The 17,431-nt window shown below is 49.7% G+C and carries 8 protein-coding genes; 4 read left to right on the top strand and 4 right to left on the bottom strand.

The genetic code is table 11. The features are described 5' to 3' along the window. Positions 1–283 precede the first annotated feature (283 nt). Positions 284–1,222: an AraC family transcriptional regulator gene (locus H6F91_RS04375; RefSeq protein ID WP_190775804.1), complete on the top strand. Its 939-nt coding sequence runs from the start codon at positions 284–286 to the stop codon at positions 1,220–1,222. Between the two features lie 211 nt (positions 1,223–1,433). Continuing rightward, positions 1,434–1,829 carry an MAPEG family protein gene (locus tag H6F91_RS04370; RefSeq protein ID WP_190775824.1) on the top strand — a complete coding sequence of 132 codons (396 nt, stop codon included), beginning with the start codon at positions 1,434–1,436 and terminating at the stop codon, positions 1,827–1,829. 15 nt (positions 1,830–1,844) lie between these two features. Here H6F91_RS04370 and H6F91_RS04365 read toward each other — a convergent pair whose 3' ends face one another. Further along, positions 1,845–2,756 carry an SDR family oxidoreductase gene (locus H6F91_RS04365; protein WP_190775803.1) on the bottom strand — a complete coding sequence of 304 codons (912 nt, stop codon included), beginning with the start codon at positions 2,754–2,756 and terminating at the stop codon, positions 1,845–1,847. Between the two features lie 152 nt (positions 2,757–2,908). Between H6F91_RS04365 and H6F91_RS04360 the strand changes: the two genes are divergently transcribed. Continuing rightward, complete coding sequence (locus H6F91_RS04360) at positions 2,909–3,871, top strand: YafY family protein (RefSeq protein ID WP_190775802.1); 963 nt, start codon at positions 2,909–2,911, stop codon at positions 3,869–3,871. Between the two features lie 120 nt (positions 3,872–3,991). After that, positions 3,992–4,735 (top strand): peptidase E, encoded by a 744-nt coding sequence (locus H6F91_RS04355; RefSeq protein WP_190775801.1) that lies wholly within the window; start codon positions 3,992–3,994, stop codon positions 4,733–4,735. Here the strand turns inward: H6F91_RS04355 and H6F91_RS04350 are convergent. The 3 genes from H6F91_RS04350 to H6F91_RS27800 form a co-directional block, all read right to left on the bottom strand. Further along, on the bottom strand, positions 4,732–8,448 hold the full coding sequence (locus tag H6F91_RS04350; protein ID WP_199307630.1) for a PAS domain S-box protein: 3,717 nt from the start codon (positions 8,446–8,448) through the stop codon (positions 4,732–4,734). The two genes, H6F91_RS04355 and H6F91_RS04350, sit on opposite strands and share 4 nt — an antisense overlap. A gap of 277 nt (positions 8,449–8,725) precedes the next feature. Further along, the gene (locus H6F91_RS04345) at positions 8,726–11,893 is read right to left on the bottom strand and encodes a PAS domain S-box protein (protein ID WP_190775799.1); all 3,168 of its coding nucleotides are present in this window, start codon (positions 11,891–11,893) and stop codon (positions 8,726–8,728) included. A gap of 2 nt (positions 11,894–11,895) precedes the next feature. Beyond that, positions 11,896–17,397: a PAS domain S-box protein gene (locus H6F91_RS27800; protein WP_242035627.1), complete on the bottom strand. Its 5,502-nt coding sequence runs from the start codon at positions 17,395–17,397 to the stop codon at positions 11,896–11,898. Positions 17,398–17,431 lie beyond the last annotated feature (34 nt).

Here is a 17,431-nt window from a genome sequence, read left to right as displayed (position 1 = left end):
CTTTCAAACAGGACCTTACAGCGCTTTTCAAACGCTTAAAATCTGGTTGTTTTTATGAGAGTCGCGCTCCACGGGCTCCCATAAAAACAACCGTGGCTGATTCAAGCGCAAAGGGTGCACATCCCATTTTTGCAGATTTGGAAACCCACTTTTGTAAGTGAGGCAGGCTTTGCCTGCCTCACTTACAAAAGTGGGATGCACCCAGCGCAAAGCGCTGTAAGAGCATGTCTTGAGTTTTCGTTCAAGATGAGAGAATAGATTCATTCTTCATCTGTTGCAGGCGATGAACATGCCCAATCACTCGATCAAACAATTGGATTATCAGCAGGATAATGCCTCTGATGCGATCGTTCCCAATCCTGCAATTTTGAGGAGTTCTGGTTGGGATGGTTTACATTTTGAACTGCATCAACAGCCCATTTTTGCAACGGGCGAACATCAGCACACAATGCATGTGCTGGCCTGTGGTGTACCAGATTCATCAGGCATGAGTGCGTTGGGTATGCGATCGCTCGATGGCAAACGGCAGCAAGAACGACGAAGTGCAGAAGATATTGCTATTATTCCCGCAGGCATCGTTCATCGTTGTAGTTGGGATGCTCCGGTTCAGTTTATGGTGTTGGCCTTTGAACCAGCGCTTCTGTACCAGCTCGGCCAAGACTGGGTAAATCTTGATCAGGTTGAGCTGACGCCTCGCTTCATGAGCCAACCGGACGGGTTTGTGCAGGGTATCTTTTCGACTCTTCGAGCAGAAGCAAAAACGGGTGGCATAGCGAGTGCTTTGCTACTTGATAGCCTTAAAACGGCACTTGCTATTCATCTGTTGCGGAACTATTGCACCACTCGCCCCAAACTCTCTAGCTACGGAAATGGTTTATCTCGCAATAAGTTGGCTTTGGTAAAGGATTACATCAAAGCACACCTGCATCAACCTTTAAAGCTGGAGGAAGTTGCAGCGATCGCCCAAATTAGCCCCTACCATTTCTTGCGTTTATTCAAGCAAAACATGGGAGTGACACCTCACCAATACATTCTGCAATGTCGCCTGGATCACGCAACCTATCTTCTGCAATACAGTGAGCTAAGTATTTCTGAGATTGCACTACGAGCAGGCTTTAGCGATCAAAGCCACTTAACTCGATCCCTTAAAAGCAAGCTGGGAATGACACCCAAACAACTTCAAACACGATTGTATTTTCAGGAGAGTGGGCGATCGCAATAATCTTCTAAACCCTGGCAACTTTCTTCTAGAGCTTCAATAGCCTGCCTCTCTACAGTAGAGACAAGTTCGGCTTTGCTTCAGACCCCTCAATCAGGGTGTGCAACACACCCAATAACGGTCTGGAACATGGCCCTCGTTTCATCGGAGGTAAGCGATGCTAATTGAACAGATGTTCATTTCTGCTGTAGTCGATGCACCACTTGCATCACCTATGACAGTTCCTCTTTGGGGTTTAGTCGTTCTTATTCTATGGGCGATTGTCGTTGTTGTCCTATTGCTCATCGTCCGCATACGACATTTAGCCGCAGGAGGAAGCCCTAAAGACTTCGGTACTTCTGATCATACAAGTCCGCTTTGGCGGTTCTTACGAGTACAGGCCAACTTGATGGAAAACGTTCCCCTTTACCTGGGTGTTGTCTTTCTTCTGGTTGTTCGGGGAGCCTCTGGAACTTTAGTCGATCTATTCGCTGGCACCTACATTGTTTTTCGGCTTTTCCATTCCATTGTTCATATGCTGGGTGCGAATCCAAATTTACGTTTGTTTAGCTTGGTCATTCAATTTATTTGCTTAATCAGTTTGCTTTCCCTGGCTACCTTCAATCATTGATTGTTCTCACTGGGATTATCGGTATCCCGTTGCATCGGCAGGTTTGTCTAACTCTTGCACCTCTGGAAGATAGCGGAATGCTTCAGGCTGTGAGCCATCCAAATCGGTGAAGCCATACACCTTGGCCAGTTGCCCGCTGGATAGAGATTGCCCATTCCAGCGGGCAACATCGGGGTCTGCAGCCAGGTGAGCAACAGCCCGACCGATATAGCGTGGAGTTTCAGAAATGATAAAGTGAGGATCTTTTGCTACACCCTCTTGCCAGTTTGCTTCGGTGACCCCAAAAATTTCTAACATCATCTCTGAGCGCATCCATCCGGGTGTGAGAGCAATAGCTGTGCATTGGTGGGGCTGAAGTTCCTGGGCCAAGCCCCAGGCCATACGGGTTACAGAAGTTTTTGCCAAATCGTAAAACAGAGATAAGCGGTAGTGGGTGTTATTATAGTCAGCCGTACCATCCGTGATTTCGACTAACAATCCACCTGGATTTTTGATGAGCAGTGGTAAGGCAAAGTGACTGGTAATGATGTGGGTATCGATCGCCAATCGTAACATTCGTAAGCCGCCCTCCAATGAGTGCTCCCAAACTGGAGTGTTCCACTGCGCTAGATTTTCTCCACCCCAAATATCATTGACGAGAATATCTAACCGTCCTTGTTCCTGTTCAACGCGGGTAACCAATGCTTGTACTTGTTTTGGGTCTAAATGATCCACTTGTACCGCAATCCCTTTTCCACCGGCTTGTGTGACTAGCTCTGCGGTTTCTTCAATGGTTTCGGGACGGTTGTATTCCGATCGCTGAGTTCGAGTTGTGCGCCCTGTCACATAAACCGTTGCTCCGGCTGCACCTAGCTCTACAGCAATGCCCCGTCCTGCCCCACGTGTGCCTCCAGCAACGATCGCAATCTTATCTTTGAGTGGTTGCATAGTTTATCTCCTGCAATTCTTTCAAATGGTTGAAAAACTGTGTCTCAGCTCTCTTTTTGCAGCATAGGGCTCCTTTCCTGACACCCATTGTCATATTTCACGTAAACTCAAAAGAATAACCCCTTCATCCACCCGTTCCATCTCCTGTCCTTATGCGTGCCGATCGCCTCCTTTCAATCCTGATGCTGCTCCAGGTACATGGTCGTCTTACGGCACACGAGTTAGCGGAGCGTTTAGAGGTGTCTGAACGAACCATTCATCGGGATATGGAAGCTCTCAGTAGTGCCGGGGTGCCTGTGACTGCCGAACGCGGGCAGAGTGGGGGGTGGAGCCTGTTAGATAACTACCAGACCACCTTGACCGGGCTGAATTTGGCAGAGATTCAGGCGTTATTTCTGCCCAAACCCACTCACCTGCTGGCTGACTTAGGCTGGGGCCAAGCGTTTGAGGCTGCCTTACTAAAGCTTCTGGCCGCATTGCCCACAGCTAACCGTCAGCAGGCTGAAGTCGTAAGCCAGCGCATTCACCTTGATCCGGCGGGATGGCAGCGTTGGGAAGAGGAGATGTCAGCTTTTCCGGTTCTGCAAGCTGCCGTTTGGCAGGAGCGGCAATTGGAACTCAGTTATGAGCGCAGTGATGGCAAGCTGGTTGAACGAATTGTTAATCCGCTGGGACTGGTTGCGAAAGGGAGTGTCTGGTACTTTATTGCTGCCGTGGATGAGGAGGTGCGTTCTTATCGCATCTCACGAGTGCGGAATGCCAGAGTCATGGAGTCTCCTTGCATTCGTCCAGATGGATTTAATTTAGCTGAGTATTGGCAGCGATCGCTCGTTGAGTTCAAAGCCAATTTGCCGCGCTATGAGGTGCTGCTTCGGGTTGCTCCGGATGCATTGCCTCGGCTGCGCTATGCCGGATATTTCGCCAAAATAGAGCATATCGGTTCACCCGATGCAGAGGGGTGGATTCCCGCCTCAATCCGGTTTGATATCGAAGAAGCGGCTTGTGCCTATGTGCTAGGGTTTGGGGGGCAGATGGAGGTGCTGGAGCCATTAGAATTGCGCGATCGCATTCTACAAACGGCAAAAGAGGCGATCGCACTCTACACAAAAGGTTGATGCATCCAACATTAGTAGCTCACATCTTGCGGCCCTTCTCACAAAAAGAATTACAGGTTATTTTGTTTTTGATCCTTAGCTTATCCTAGATACATCCTGCCAGTAATTGAGGCGAGAAAAATGTCAGCATCTCTTCCAGACAAGCATATTGTGGCTATGGGTGGAGGCGGTCTTTCGATAGAACCGGATAACCTCTTACTCGACCGATATGTCCTGGAGCTAGTCAGTAAGCCTCAGCCTAAAGTTTGCTTTCTACCAACCGCCAGTGGGGATAGCGATCGCTACATTGTCAGGTTCTATTCCACATTCTTGAAATTCCCCTGCCAACCCAGTCATCTCTCGTTGTTTCATCCTCCGACCCTTGACCTGCGAGGTTTTCTACTGGAACAAGACATCATTTATGTGGGTGGTGGAAACACCAAAAATTTATTGGCGCTTTGGCACGATTGGGAGTTGGATAGCGTCTTGAAGGAGGCTTGGGAACAGGGAACCATTCTTTGCGGATTTAGTGCTGGTTCACTGTGTTGGTTTGAATCCGGGGTTAGCGATTACCCTGGTAACGGTGTTTTAAAGCCGTTGAATTGTCTTGGGTTTTTAAAGGGTACCCATTGCCCCCATTATGATGGGGAAGCCAATCGTAGACCTGTTTATCATGAGTTAATTTCAGAGGGAGCGCTGGAAGATGGTTATGCCGCAGACGATGGAGTTGGCTTACATTTCGTCAATGAAACTCTGGAAAAAATTGTAAGTTCTCGTCCCTCTGCAAAAGCCTATCGTGTAGAACGCCAGGATGGTGATGTTCGAGAAACACCTCTCGAACCTATCTACCTTGGAGATAGATATAGCAATACACAAGTGAGCTAATGGATTGATGATTTAACGTGAATGTATTCAGAAATGGCTTTGATCAGAGTTTCTGGATCAACAGGTTTGGGAATGTGCTTCTGAAAACCAACTCTGAGTGCCTGACGTTGGTCGTATTCCGCTGCATAGGCGCTGAGGGCGATCGCCGGAATCAACCCCCCTTGATCGGGAGGAAGCGATCGCACCTTTTGTAGAAGCATATAGCCATCCATATCTGGCATGCCGATATCGCTTAACAAGATGTCCGGTTGAAATTTGGCTAGAGCAATTAGCGCTTCTGACGCAGAGGAAGCCGTTATGACGGTTGCCTGTTCGTGTTCCAGTAAAAATGCAACCAGGTCACGAGCGTCAGCGTCATCATCGACGACTAAGGCCTTGATCCCATTCAAACTGGGTAGATGCGTATGAAGTTCCCCTACGGGGGATGCCGGAGAAATCTTGGCAAGCAGCGGCAGTTGTACCGTGAACGTTGCACCCTGCCCTTCCCCTGGGCTTTCTACCTGAATCGTTCCCCCGTGTAATTCAACGAGATGTCGGACGATCGCCAGGCCCAGCCCTAAGCCGCCAAATTTGCGCGTTGTTGTTGCGTCAGCCTGCCGAAAATACTCGAACACGTGAGGAAGAAATTCTGGTGCGATGCCTTTTCCCGTATCGCTGACAATAATTTGGGCGTAGGAACCCATCTGCTCCAGTTGCACATGAACCTTGCCGCCCTCCGGTGTGAATTTGACGGCATTCGACAGGAGATTCCAGACGACTTGTTGGAGACGGCTGGAATCCCCTAAAACCTGCCCAACATTAGTCGCCAGTTGCGTTTCAATCTGGATCGCCTTGGCCTCAGCAGACAAGCGAACTGTTTCGAGCGCTGCATGAATGGTCGTGGTGAGGTCAACAGCAGCCCGGTTCAGGCTGAGCTTGCCCTGCAAAATGCGCGATACATCCAGCAAATCCTCAATTAATTCAGATTGCAGACGAGCGTTACGCTCGATGATTTTTAACGCTTCGGTAACTTTTGCCGCATCTAATTTTCTGGTTTGCAGGAGTTTCGCCCAGCCCAAGATGGGGTTAAGGGGCGATCGCAACTCATGGGAAAGCACGGCTAGGAACTCGTCTTTAATGCGGTTGGCAGCTTCTGCCTCTGCCCGTGCTTTGCGTTCGGCTTCGTAGGCCTGAGCACGAGAAATAGCCTGGGCACATTGCCGGCTCACGGCCAGAATAAAATCGCGATCATCCTGGCTGAGAGACTTATGTTCTTTAAAGCTGAGCAGCATACCGCCTACGGCTTTGCCTTCACTCATCAGCGGCAACGAGATCCATGAGTTGAAATCATAGCGGCTGTAAATGTCTGCCAGATGCGGGTAACGAGCTAACCGCTCGGCCTTTGTCTCTGCCCAAACTGGCGTTCCTGTGCGGACCGCATCCGCCAGGGGAACTGCTGCCGACACCGGAAACCGTCGCCATGATTCTACGATATCCGTGTGGTATCCCACCGCTTTGATAATCTCTAATTCTTTCTCGTCATCCGTCAGTACCGTCATCAGGGCAGAATCCGCTGATAATGCAGCAATGCTTTGCTGCACAATCACATCAGCCACCTGTTGGGGAGTTAGGGACTCCGATAGAGCTGCCATGATTGTTTGCAGACGAGCCGTACGATCAGCGGCCTTCTCAGCCGCCTGACAGGCCTGTTGAGCTTCTTGGAACAGCCGGGCATTGTCGATGGCGATCGCGGCTCGACGGGCTAGATCCTCTGCCAGTATCAGATCAGCTTTGCCATATTGGCGGTTTGATTCGCTATAGATGAACGAAATCGTACCCAATACTCGGCCTCGCGCCTCTAACGGTGCGATGATACAAGACTTTATACCCAACCCCCGAATGACTTGTAAGTACTCCTGGTTCTGAATGACAGCTAACTGCTCATCCGTAATATGGGCTGCAATTTCGCTGCGCCCCGATTTAATAACCTGAGCAATGCCGTAGTTATTATCTAGAGAGGGGGGAAACCGCTGCACTACCTCCCAGGCAAACTTTACTTTTTCTGGGTCCGTGTGAGCTACAGCCACGCGACTAATGATGCGATCGTCACTCACTAAATCCACGCTGCACCAATCGGCGACCCGGGGAACGGCCAAATCCGCAACGCTCTGAAGCGTTTGCTCATAGTCCAGGGAGGATGACAGCACGGCACTCACTTCTGCTAGAAATGCAGATTGTTGCTGTGCTGTTTCGGCCGCTAACCGAGCGGCTTGTTCCTGGATTAAGGTTGACCGTTGTTCCTCCACCTGTTTGCGTTGGGTAATGTCAAAAAATGAAGCGACAACGGCAAAAGGTTTTGTATCTTTCGGACGAAACAAAGGGCGAGTGTTGATGGAAATCCAGGTTAGAGTTTCATCTGGCTTCCGGATACCCATGATCACATTGGATTGGGGCTCTCCCGTTCGCAGTGTCACCATAGATGGGTGTAAGTTCCCTGGAAACGGAGAACCATCCTCATAAATCGACTGCCACCCGGGATCCAGGGAGGTACGTCCCATCAACTGCTCTGCTGTCTGGCCTAAAATCTGTTCAGCACTGGTATTGCAGGTGAAGATTTTGCCATCTGCATACTGAAGAATAATGCCTTCTGCAGCCATCTCAATGACTGAGCGATAACGTTCTTCTGATTCCCGCAACGCTGCATCTGCCTTCTTGCGAGCCGTAATGTCGCTGAGTGCGGTGACGATGTTAATCATCTGCCCGTCCGCATCAAACAGAGGTGAGGCATTGATCGAAAGAATAATTGTGGTGCCATCGGTGTGAGTAATGGCATGTTCAACACCATAAACTGGCTGTCCAGTTGCTATGACACGAACAAAAGGCAACTCTTCCTCTGGAAACGGTAAGCCCTCAACCGTTGTAATGGTCCAGGAAGGATTATTGTAGATCCGCTCCGTGATGTTGCTGTTGGTTAATCGAAGAATCGCTTCTGCTGCTGGATTTGCAGCGGTAATTTGACCGGATCGATCCAAAATCACAATGCCATCGGGAATGGTTTGGAAAATACTTTGAAGCTGGGTTTCGCGATCGCGCAACACCATTTCTATCTGCTTGCGCTCCGTGATGTCGTGCATCACGACCACGGCACCCAACTTTTTCCCCGTAGGCGTGACAATTGCTTCAGCGTTTGCCAGCAACGTTCGTGGTAGTCCCTGTTTGGGGATGATCATCATCTCCATCTGGTGCACAGACTCCCCCTGGAGGGCCCGAAACAAGGGAATATCCTGGGTGGCCATAGGAGTCTTGCCGTCAGGCAAATACAAGTCATAAAACTCGGCCCACTGCTCTGGTGGTAGGGGCTTTTCGGGTAAACCGTGAAACGAACGGGCAACTTGATTGAACAGCTTCAATTCTCCATCGGCATCACAGGCAACAATGCCTGCCTGCACATTATCCAGAAGCACCTGAAGGAATTCCTGCTCCTTCAAGGGGCTTGCAACGGAGCGATCGGTTGGGGAGGCGGCTTGCACCGATCCATGATGATCTATAAGGGCCGGATGGGCTTGTGCTAAACTGCGGGCAAAACATTCGATTAATTCAGAACGGGAAATACCCTGGTTTTGAGCTTGCTTTTCTAAAAGCTGCCAGGCGGTTTGTGTGAGTGAAAGATTAACGGCGTGCTTGATTTCCTGCGTCCAGTTCGGAATAAATCGGCCTGTTTTGTCCCGTCTCATTGGTGTTGTACCAAAATTAAAAAGCAAACCCATCAGCTAACTGCGGTAAATGAGCCTGCGGGTCAGTTGCCCACCCCCAGCTGACCTGATTTTTACTCCTTTTGGGCAGTCATTCACCGTATCAACATACGGTTGATCTCTATATTAAAGGGGATTTTTAGCGATTTAGGATCTACCAGAGGAGGGACGGTACACTCCGCTTTAAAGCACGTTCTGGGGAAGCCTTCGGGATAGATACTAGATTGCACCTACAAGGCTCACAGAAGATTGGTTACTGTTACTCAGGGATTGCCATTACTCCTACTAAATCGATGATGGCCTGGATTAAGGCATCCGGTTCGATGGGTTTGGAGATGTGTTTTTGAAACCCGGCTTGTAGGGCTAACTGCTGGTCAAACTCTGAGGCATAGGCAGTGAGCGCGATCGCCGGAATCATTCCCCCCTGTTGGGGCGGCAGTGACCTGACTTTCTGGATGAATGTATAACCATCCGTATCGGGCATGCCGATATCGCTGAGTAATATGTTGGGCTTAACGGTGAGCAGCGTTGTCAGAGCTTCATGGGCAGACGCGACCGTGATAACGGTTGCCATTTCCTGTTCCAATAAAAAGGCGACAAACTCACGACCATCGGGGTCATCGTCAACCACCAGCACCTTGATGCCATTCAGGTTAGGCCGTTGCTTGGGTAAGACATGACGTTGAGACGTGGCAGCAACCCTTGCCATCAACGGCAGTTGAACTGTGAAGGTAGCACCCAAACCTTCCCCCGGACTTTCGGCCTGGATAGTTCCTCCATGTAGTTCCACCAGGTGGCGCACGATAGCAAGTCCTAACCCCAACCCTCCAAATTTGCGAGTGGTAGAGGAATCAGCTTGCCGAAAGTACTCGAACACGTGGGGCAGAAACTCTGGAGAAATGCCTTTTCCAGTGTCACTGACAATAATTTGCGCCTGAGAACCGGCCTGTTGTAGCCGTATATGAACCCTGCCCCCAGATGGGGTGAACTTAACGGCGTTAGAAAGCAAATTCCATACAATTTGCTGTAAGCGGCTAGCATCCCCAACAATCGGATCTGAGCCGGGCTGTAACTCGGTTTCAATGTGGATCGCTTTGGCTTCAGCGGCTAAACGAACCGTTTCGATAGCGGCTTGAATCGTTGTGCTTAAATCAATGGCCGAAAGATTGAGGGTCAGCTTGCCCTGCAAAATTCGGGAGACATCCAACAGATCTTCGATCAGTTCGGCTTGCAGGCGGGCATTGCGTTCGATGGTTTTGAGGGCTTCAGTCACTTTTGCTTCGTCAAGCTTTTTGGTTTGCAGGAGGCGAGACCAGCCGAGAATGGGGTTAAGGGGCGATCGCAACTCGTGGGAAAGTACGGCCAAAAATTCATCTTTAACACGGTTAGCGGCTTCCGCTTCGGTACGAGCCGCTCGTTCCCGTGCTAAGAGTTGTTCACGTTCCGTTTCAACTTGTTTGCGATCGGTGACATCTAGAACAAGGGATAGAACAGAGAGCATCTGTCCATTCGTGTCCCGCAGACTGGAGTTGTACCATTCACAATGCACGACATCCCTGTTCTTTGTGTAGTTACGGTTATACGAAAAGATAAAAGGTTCTTCACCCAGTGCCAATCGTTCGCAAACGTCAGTGACTTCTTGCATATCGTCTTCATAAACGAAATGTAAGTCTGCCAATGGCTTGCCAAGAACCTCCTCTGACGACCAACCTAAAATTCGTTCGGCTGCTCCGGACCAGCGAGTGATTCGAAAATCTCGGTTCCACTCAATCACCGCTATGGGAGTATTTTCAACGTGGAAGGTGAGTTTTTGTAGGGCCTGCCGTAGTCTTTCCTCGGCTTGCTTACGCTCCGTAATGTCTCGCCAGGCCAGAATACCCCCTGTCGTATTGCCTTTGGCATCATGAATGGGGCCTGCATTGCAGAGAATACTGATTTTGCCGCCGTCGGGCTGTTGAACAACCCATTCTTCATTCACGACGACTTCCGACTGGCGTACTGCACGAGTTAGAGGGAGTTCATCCTCAGTGGGTCGTGCGATGCCATCGGCCCGAAAGATGCCCCAGTCATCCACATGAGTGCTGGCCGTAGTGCCCTCCAATCGTTCTAGTGGCCGTCCGACTAACTGTTGCCCATGCTTACTGACTTTGCGAATGATGACATCGGGGGCATCGGCAATGGTAATGCCTTCAGGAATATATTCCATCAGAGCATCCAGGATTTGTTTATCTTCCTGCCATGCAACTTCTACCCGCTTGCGCTCAGTCAAATCGATATAAAAGCAAATAGATTCCTGCTCGTGATCGGACGGTTCTTGAGATAAAGTGACGCCTACCAGAATGGGAACTCGGCTACCATCCTTGCGAATGTATTCTTTCTCAAAAGGGGTTGCAACGCCAAATTCCTGTAACTCCAAGTTGGCCTGCTCATCCAGGAGGCGAAATTCTGGGGGTGTCATGTCAAGCCATTGGATACGCCCAGCCTTCAAATCCTCTCGGGTATACCCCACCATATTGAGAAAATAATCATTGGCATAATACATTTCTCCGTTGGCTCGACTAAACGCAACACCAAACATATTGGATTCAACCAACTGTCGGAATCGCTGCTCACTTTGCCACAGCGATTCCTCCGCTTGTTTGCGCTTCGTGACATCAATGGCGGCGCACGTAACTCCAATAACAACACCCTGCTCATTTTGTAACGGTTCAACAGTCAAGTCATAATGGTAAATTTCTCCATCAATGGTGAGCTTGACTTCCTCTCGTACTCCCACACCTGTTGCCAGGACACCCCCTTTGATTCGATCGAGAAGTAGGGCATCCTTCTCGGGAACTAAGTCGCGATCGCGCTTACCCACTACTTGATCAACCTGATAATCAAACGTTGGGTTATAAATCCAGGTATAGACTAATTCTGTATTTTGGTTAAAAACAGCGATTGGTGCATTTTTCAGAGCAACCCGCAACCGTTCCTCACTCGCTCTCAGGGTTCGTTCGGCAACCGTTAATTCGTCAACTTGATGTTGCAGTTCCTGGTTGAGTGTTTTGATTTCTATCTCTGAAGCCTGCAGTTGCTTCAAGCTCTTCTGAGCCTGTTCTTGTGCTGTTCGAAGTGCCCCGACTAAAACACTAATGAGAATTCCTTGCCCCAGAAACAGTAGCATTCGAATGCTACTGGCTAAATCCATCGTCCATTGGTACTTGGGACCGAGGAAGAAATAGTTAGCGAATACGGCAGCCAGAACCGTTGCAACGATCGCAGGATTACGTCCGCCATATAAAGCTGTGAGGGTAACGGCACCAAAAAAGAGCAAAAAGGAAGCCTGAGACAGATGAACGATGGGGTCAAACGCCAACATCAGCAGCAGGGCCGTGATTGTTGTCACAAGCGCCAATCCATATCTCAGAAGCGGTTGATTGATCATGGTTATCGCTCCTGAGCCGCCGCTAAGGTTGCGATTGCTTCGACTAATACTTCCGGTTCAATAGGTTTAGCGAAGTGGCATTGGTAGCCGACCGCCAGGGCTTGCTGCTGATCTTGTTCCATGGCATAGGCGGTGAGGGCGATCGCTGCCAACGGTTGGGATTGATGTAGCGATCGGCGTCTTAACTGCCGCATTAATTCATATCCATCAATATCTGGCATCCCAATATCACTAACCATGACTCTGGGCTGAAATTGCTCGACCAGGGATAGGGCTTCCATCGCTGATGCAGCGGTTTGAACGTGTGCCCCTGCTTGCTCCAAAATTGTAACGGCCAAATCTCGCATATCCGCTTCATCGTCAACGACCAGAATTCGCAACCCCTGCAACGGTTTTCCTTGGCTTACCGCAGCTTGCGCGGAGGGGGGGGCAGCTCCCAGGTTGGGGATCTTCATCAGGGGTAAGCGGATGGTAAAGGTAGCTCCTGTACCTTCCCCTTGACTATCCGCCTGTACGGTTCCCCCGTGTAACTCAGTCAACTGACGTACAATGGCTAACCCTAACCCTAACCCACCAAATTTGCGCGTCGTGCGCCCATCCTCCTGACGGAATGAGTCAAACACATGGGGTAGAAATTCAGGGACGATTCCTTTCCCTGTATCCTTCACCTGAAGCTGTGCTTCCTCGCCTATACGCTTTAAGCTGACGTCTACTTGCCCACCGGTTGGGGTAAATTTAATCGCATTGGAAAGCAGGTTTAGAATAATTTGCTGTAACCGTCCGGCATCTCCCAAAACAGGCGGAAGGTTTGGCTCAACGTTAATGGTGATGGGAATATGCTTGGCTTCGGCGGCTAACCGCATGGTTTCTAACGCCGCTTCAAGGGTGCGGCGCAAGTCAACCACGGCCTCTTCTAAAACAAGTTTGCCTCGTAGAATTTTGGAGATGTCTAACAAGTCGTCAATTAATTGGGTTTGTTGTTTCGCATTCCGCTCAATAATGCTGAGAGCTTGCTTTGTTTTTATAGGATCGAAGTTGTTAGTTTGGAGCAGTTTTGTCCAACCCAAAATGGGGTTTAAGGGCGATCGCAACTCATGGGACAGCACAGCCAAAAACTCATCCTTGACCCGATTTGCCTGAGCTAAATCTTCTGTCTGTTTTTGTAGGGATGTAACTAATTCTGCACGCTCAAGGGCGATCGCTACATGCTCTGAAATAGCTTGTAAGAGATTAGCTTCCTCGGGGGTGAATTGAGTGCGAGTGAGGCTGGCGAAAGACAATGTGCCCAGTAGCCGTCCATGCACCATTAAGGGTTGCCCAGCATACGCAGATACTCCCATGGTACAGAGCACATGGGCATTACCATGACTGGCAATTTCCTGTTGATTAAGCACAATTTGACGTCGCTCCTGGGCTACCAGACCGCACATGGCCTGACCTAAATCCAGGGTTCCAAAAAATTGCGCCTGTTCCTCCGAAATACCCGCATAGTGCATCAGTTGCAACTGCTCCTGCCCTTCCTGCTCCGTGAGTTGGAAGTGATAGTAGTAGTGCAAATCTAACTGCTCTGAAAGACGGGCAAATAATCGATTCATCAACTCCGTAGGTTGCTTAGAGGAAAGCAAGTCACGGGCGGTTTCATAGAGTAGATTCAGTCGTTGGGTGTGTTGGCGGAGTTCGGCTTCAATATGCTTGAGCTCGGTAATATCGGTGATGGTAACCCCAACCCCTAAGACTTCTCCATCGGGTAGACAAACCGGGAAATGATTCGCGATGGTATGCCGATACACACCGGGCCGGATCTCGCCGCTGTACTCTAGGCCGAGGACGGGTTCCTGGGTTTCTATAATTCGCCGCAACATGGGGACAAATTGAGGAGCCATATCGGGTACCACATCCTGCAGAGTCCGACCGATATGCACCCCAAGGGGCAACTCATTAAGCTGTGCCAGAGCTTCGTTCGCATAGATGTAACGCAGGTTTTGGTCAAAGAGCGTTAAGGCAATAGGGGAGGCTGTCAGAAAGGCATTGAGAATGGCTTCACTGCGTTCACGCTCTAATTCACTTTGTTTACGTTGGGTAATATCGATTTGAATCCCAATCAGCCCTTCCTGATTGCCCTGGTCGTCATAGGTGATTTGTCCAATATCCGCAAGCCAGCGTACAGAACCATCGGGTAAGCAAACTCGGTATTCAAAATAAAGGTTGCTATTTTCGTTTAAGGTTTGTTGTATGATCTGCGACATCTTGCTGCGATCATCAGGATGCATGGCCTGATACCAGGCTTCAAGGGTGGAAAGACACTGTTCTGGTTCATACCCCAACATCCGGTATGTCTCTTTCGACCAGATCACGCAGTTGTCTGCCTTAAACCATTGCCACATGCCTGCTTGAGCTGATTGCAATGCCAGAGATAGCCGTTCCTCACTTTCGCGCAGTATCTCTTGAATATGCTTTTGATCATCAATATCCGTGTCTGTGCCCACCCAACTGGTAATTTCCCCATTGGCGTTACGTACGGGTAAGGCTCGGCAGAGGAACCAGCGATAAACTCCATCCTGTCGCCGCAAGCGAATTTCAGTGCTGTGTTCTTCTCCCGTTTCGATCGCAACTGACCATTGTTGAAGCACCCGATCGCGATCCTCAGGATGCATAGCATTGATGCTTTCCAGACCCATGGATTCGGCTTCACTCAAACCCGTGTAGTCATACCAGTATGGGTTGAAGTATGTCGCCAAACCCCTCGCATCGGTTGTCCAAACAATTTGTGGGGTTGCTTCTGCCAGATGACGATAGCGTTCCTCGCTAGCTTGTAGTGCGACTTCGGCTTGTTTGCGTTGAGTGATGTCGAGCAGCGAAACCAGCACATGGTCGTAGGGTTCCGAGGCTGGTGGAAAGGTAATGCTTACCCAGACATTAAGACGATCGCCCTGTAACGTCTGTAATACTGTTTCTGTGGCAAAGAAAGTTTCTTCATTGGCGATCGCCAGTAACTCATCAATAAATGTGGCTTGTGTTTCAGCCACAACGATTTGGTCGAGAGACGATAGCAGTTCTGCTTTTTCCTGAGCACCAAACATTTGCAGAGCGGCATGATTGACATCCAGAATTTTGACTTGATGCAGCATCTGCTGTACAAATTCAGGATGTTCTGCAAAGTATTGACGAAAATCTTGAATCCCTGAAGCTTTGAGTTGATCGATCGCCACTTTCACACTCGAAAAATCTTCTTCCCAGATCGCTACATTAACCGCCTCAAAGATATAGCGGTACCGCTGTTCCTGTTCTGCCAGATTGGCTTCGGCTTGTTTACGTTCGGTGATGTCGAGTAGTGTGCCAAAGAAATCAATAGCATGGCGAGCTGCCCCTTCGCCTTCAAATTGAGCCTGGCCTTTTGCCAATACCCAGCGTTCAGTGCCGTCATCCCACACAATGCGATACTCAATTTCGTAAGCGCCCGTTGAGTCAGAGGCAATGGCTGCATTCACTGCATCGGCGACGCGATCGCGCTCCGCTGAATGAATGCGTTCTAACACGGCAGGAAGCGGAACCATCACAGCATCGTCCGGTTCTCCCCAAATCTGGCGCATCCGCTCATCCATTTCTACCTGGTTTGTGTCCAGATGCAATCGCCAGGCACCCAACTGGGCTACCTGTGTTGCCAGTCGTGCCCAAGCCTCACTTTTCTGCAACGCCTGTTCTGAGTATTTGCGATCGCTAATGTCGATAGAGACACCTAAAATTTGGCGAGGTAGCCCATCAGCGGTGCGATTAAACACCACGCTGCGGGTATAAAGCCAGCGCCATTCACGACTTGCATGGCGAGCCCGATACTCGATCCCTAAAACCTCGCTATCCGTTAACGTCTTGAATGTTTCCGAGTAGGCAAGGATATGCGGCAAATCATCGGGATGAACCAACGTCGCAATCGCGTTTGCTCCCATTTCTTGAACTTGTTCAGAGGTATATCCCAACAAATCAGCAATTTGGCGATTTGTATAAACATTCTCCTGATTAATGATGTCATGTACAAATAAAACACCTGGCATAGCTTCTGCAATTTGCTGGTTATAGTGCTGGCTCTCTTGCAGTTGGGTTTCCAGTTGTTTTTGAGCTGTGATATTTTCAAAAGCAAAGCCGAGGCAGTGATCCGGCAAGGGAAAGATTTTAAGGCTGTACAACTCTGCCGGAAGACCTTCCCGGCTATAGGAGACTTCGCCTAAATCCAGCGATCGCCCTGTGCGAATGACATCCAGATATTGTTGTGCGGATGGGGTTTGCAGAAGCGTTGGAAAACTTTCTGCTAGGGTTGTCCCTACCATGGGTTCTAAATCAAACCCCAGTGCATCCGAAGCCGCAGGGTTAGCCGTAACCAGGCGAAAAGAACCCGGATCATCCAGGTCTTCCAGTTGCCAGACCGCAATGCCGACTTGTGTGTTACGAACGACATCCGCGTAAAGTTGCAAGCGTTGGTTGGCTTCCTGTTGTTTCTCTTCGGCTTGATGCCGTTCCACTTCTGCCGCAATACGTGTAGCCAGAAGGGCCAGCATGGATTCCACCAGCGCAGAATTTTCCAAGGGTTTGTCATCCATCACGCCGAGTAGACCGAGCAGCTTCCCCTGGGAACTAAAAAAAGGTATTGATACATAACTTTCAATGCCCAGTGAAACCAGAAAGAGATCGTCAGGAAACAACTTTTGAACACTGTGGATATAGCAGCCGATCTTTTGTTGACGAATCACTTCTCGGCAGGGCGTCCCTTGTAGCGAATATTCGACATTATCAACGATTTCGCCCTTTGCGCAAAAGGCAACGGTTCTAACAGTTTCTATGATCTCGTCCGTGAGCAAACTAATACAGGCGTAATTTACTCCTAAAGCTTTTGCGAGATGTCGCACCAAAGCATTGAAGAAAGCCTTGCCCGTGACGGCAGATACTCCCTGAGTTACCTCTAACAGAGCAGCATCGACCTGAGCAACTTTCCGAGCTGCTAATCGTAACTCCAGTTCGTCCATTACCACAGCGGCTAAGTCTTTTAACGTCGCTTTCTGGTCGTCGGTGAAGCTGTCCCGGGGGTTGCTGTCCAACAAACAGAGCGTTCCTAAATTAAAGCCATCCGACGTGAGTAAGGGCGCACCTGCATAGAACCGCAAACCGGGTTCACGTTGTACAAAGGGATTGCAAGCAAATCGCTCATCCTGTCTAGCATCGGGAACAACTAAAACATCATCACAGAGCAGAGCAAAGCTACAAATTGTCGCATCCCGTGCCACTTCCTGTTGATTGAAGCCATAGCAAGACTTAAACCACGCCCTGGATCCATCCACCAGGGAAACGAGTGCTGTGGGCACATTAAACAACCGTGCTGCCAGAGCCGTGATGCGATCGAACGCTATTTCTGGTGGGGTATCCAGAATGTTGTAGCGCCGGAGTGCTGCCAACCGTTCTGGTTCATTGGCAGGTATGAGGGCCGTGTTAACACTCAGCAAGGGCAGGTCTGTCATAGGGAATCACAAGATGACGGTCATGGGAAGCAAG

The sequence above is a fragment of the Leptolyngbya sp. FACHB-8 genome (assembly GCF_014695575.1).
Lineage (GTDB): Bacteria > Cyanobacteriota > Cyanobacteriia > Elainellales > Elainellaceae > Vacuolonema.
The sequence above is the reverse complement of the archived record's forward strand: the minus strand, read 5'-3'. Positions and strand labels throughout refer to the sequence as shown.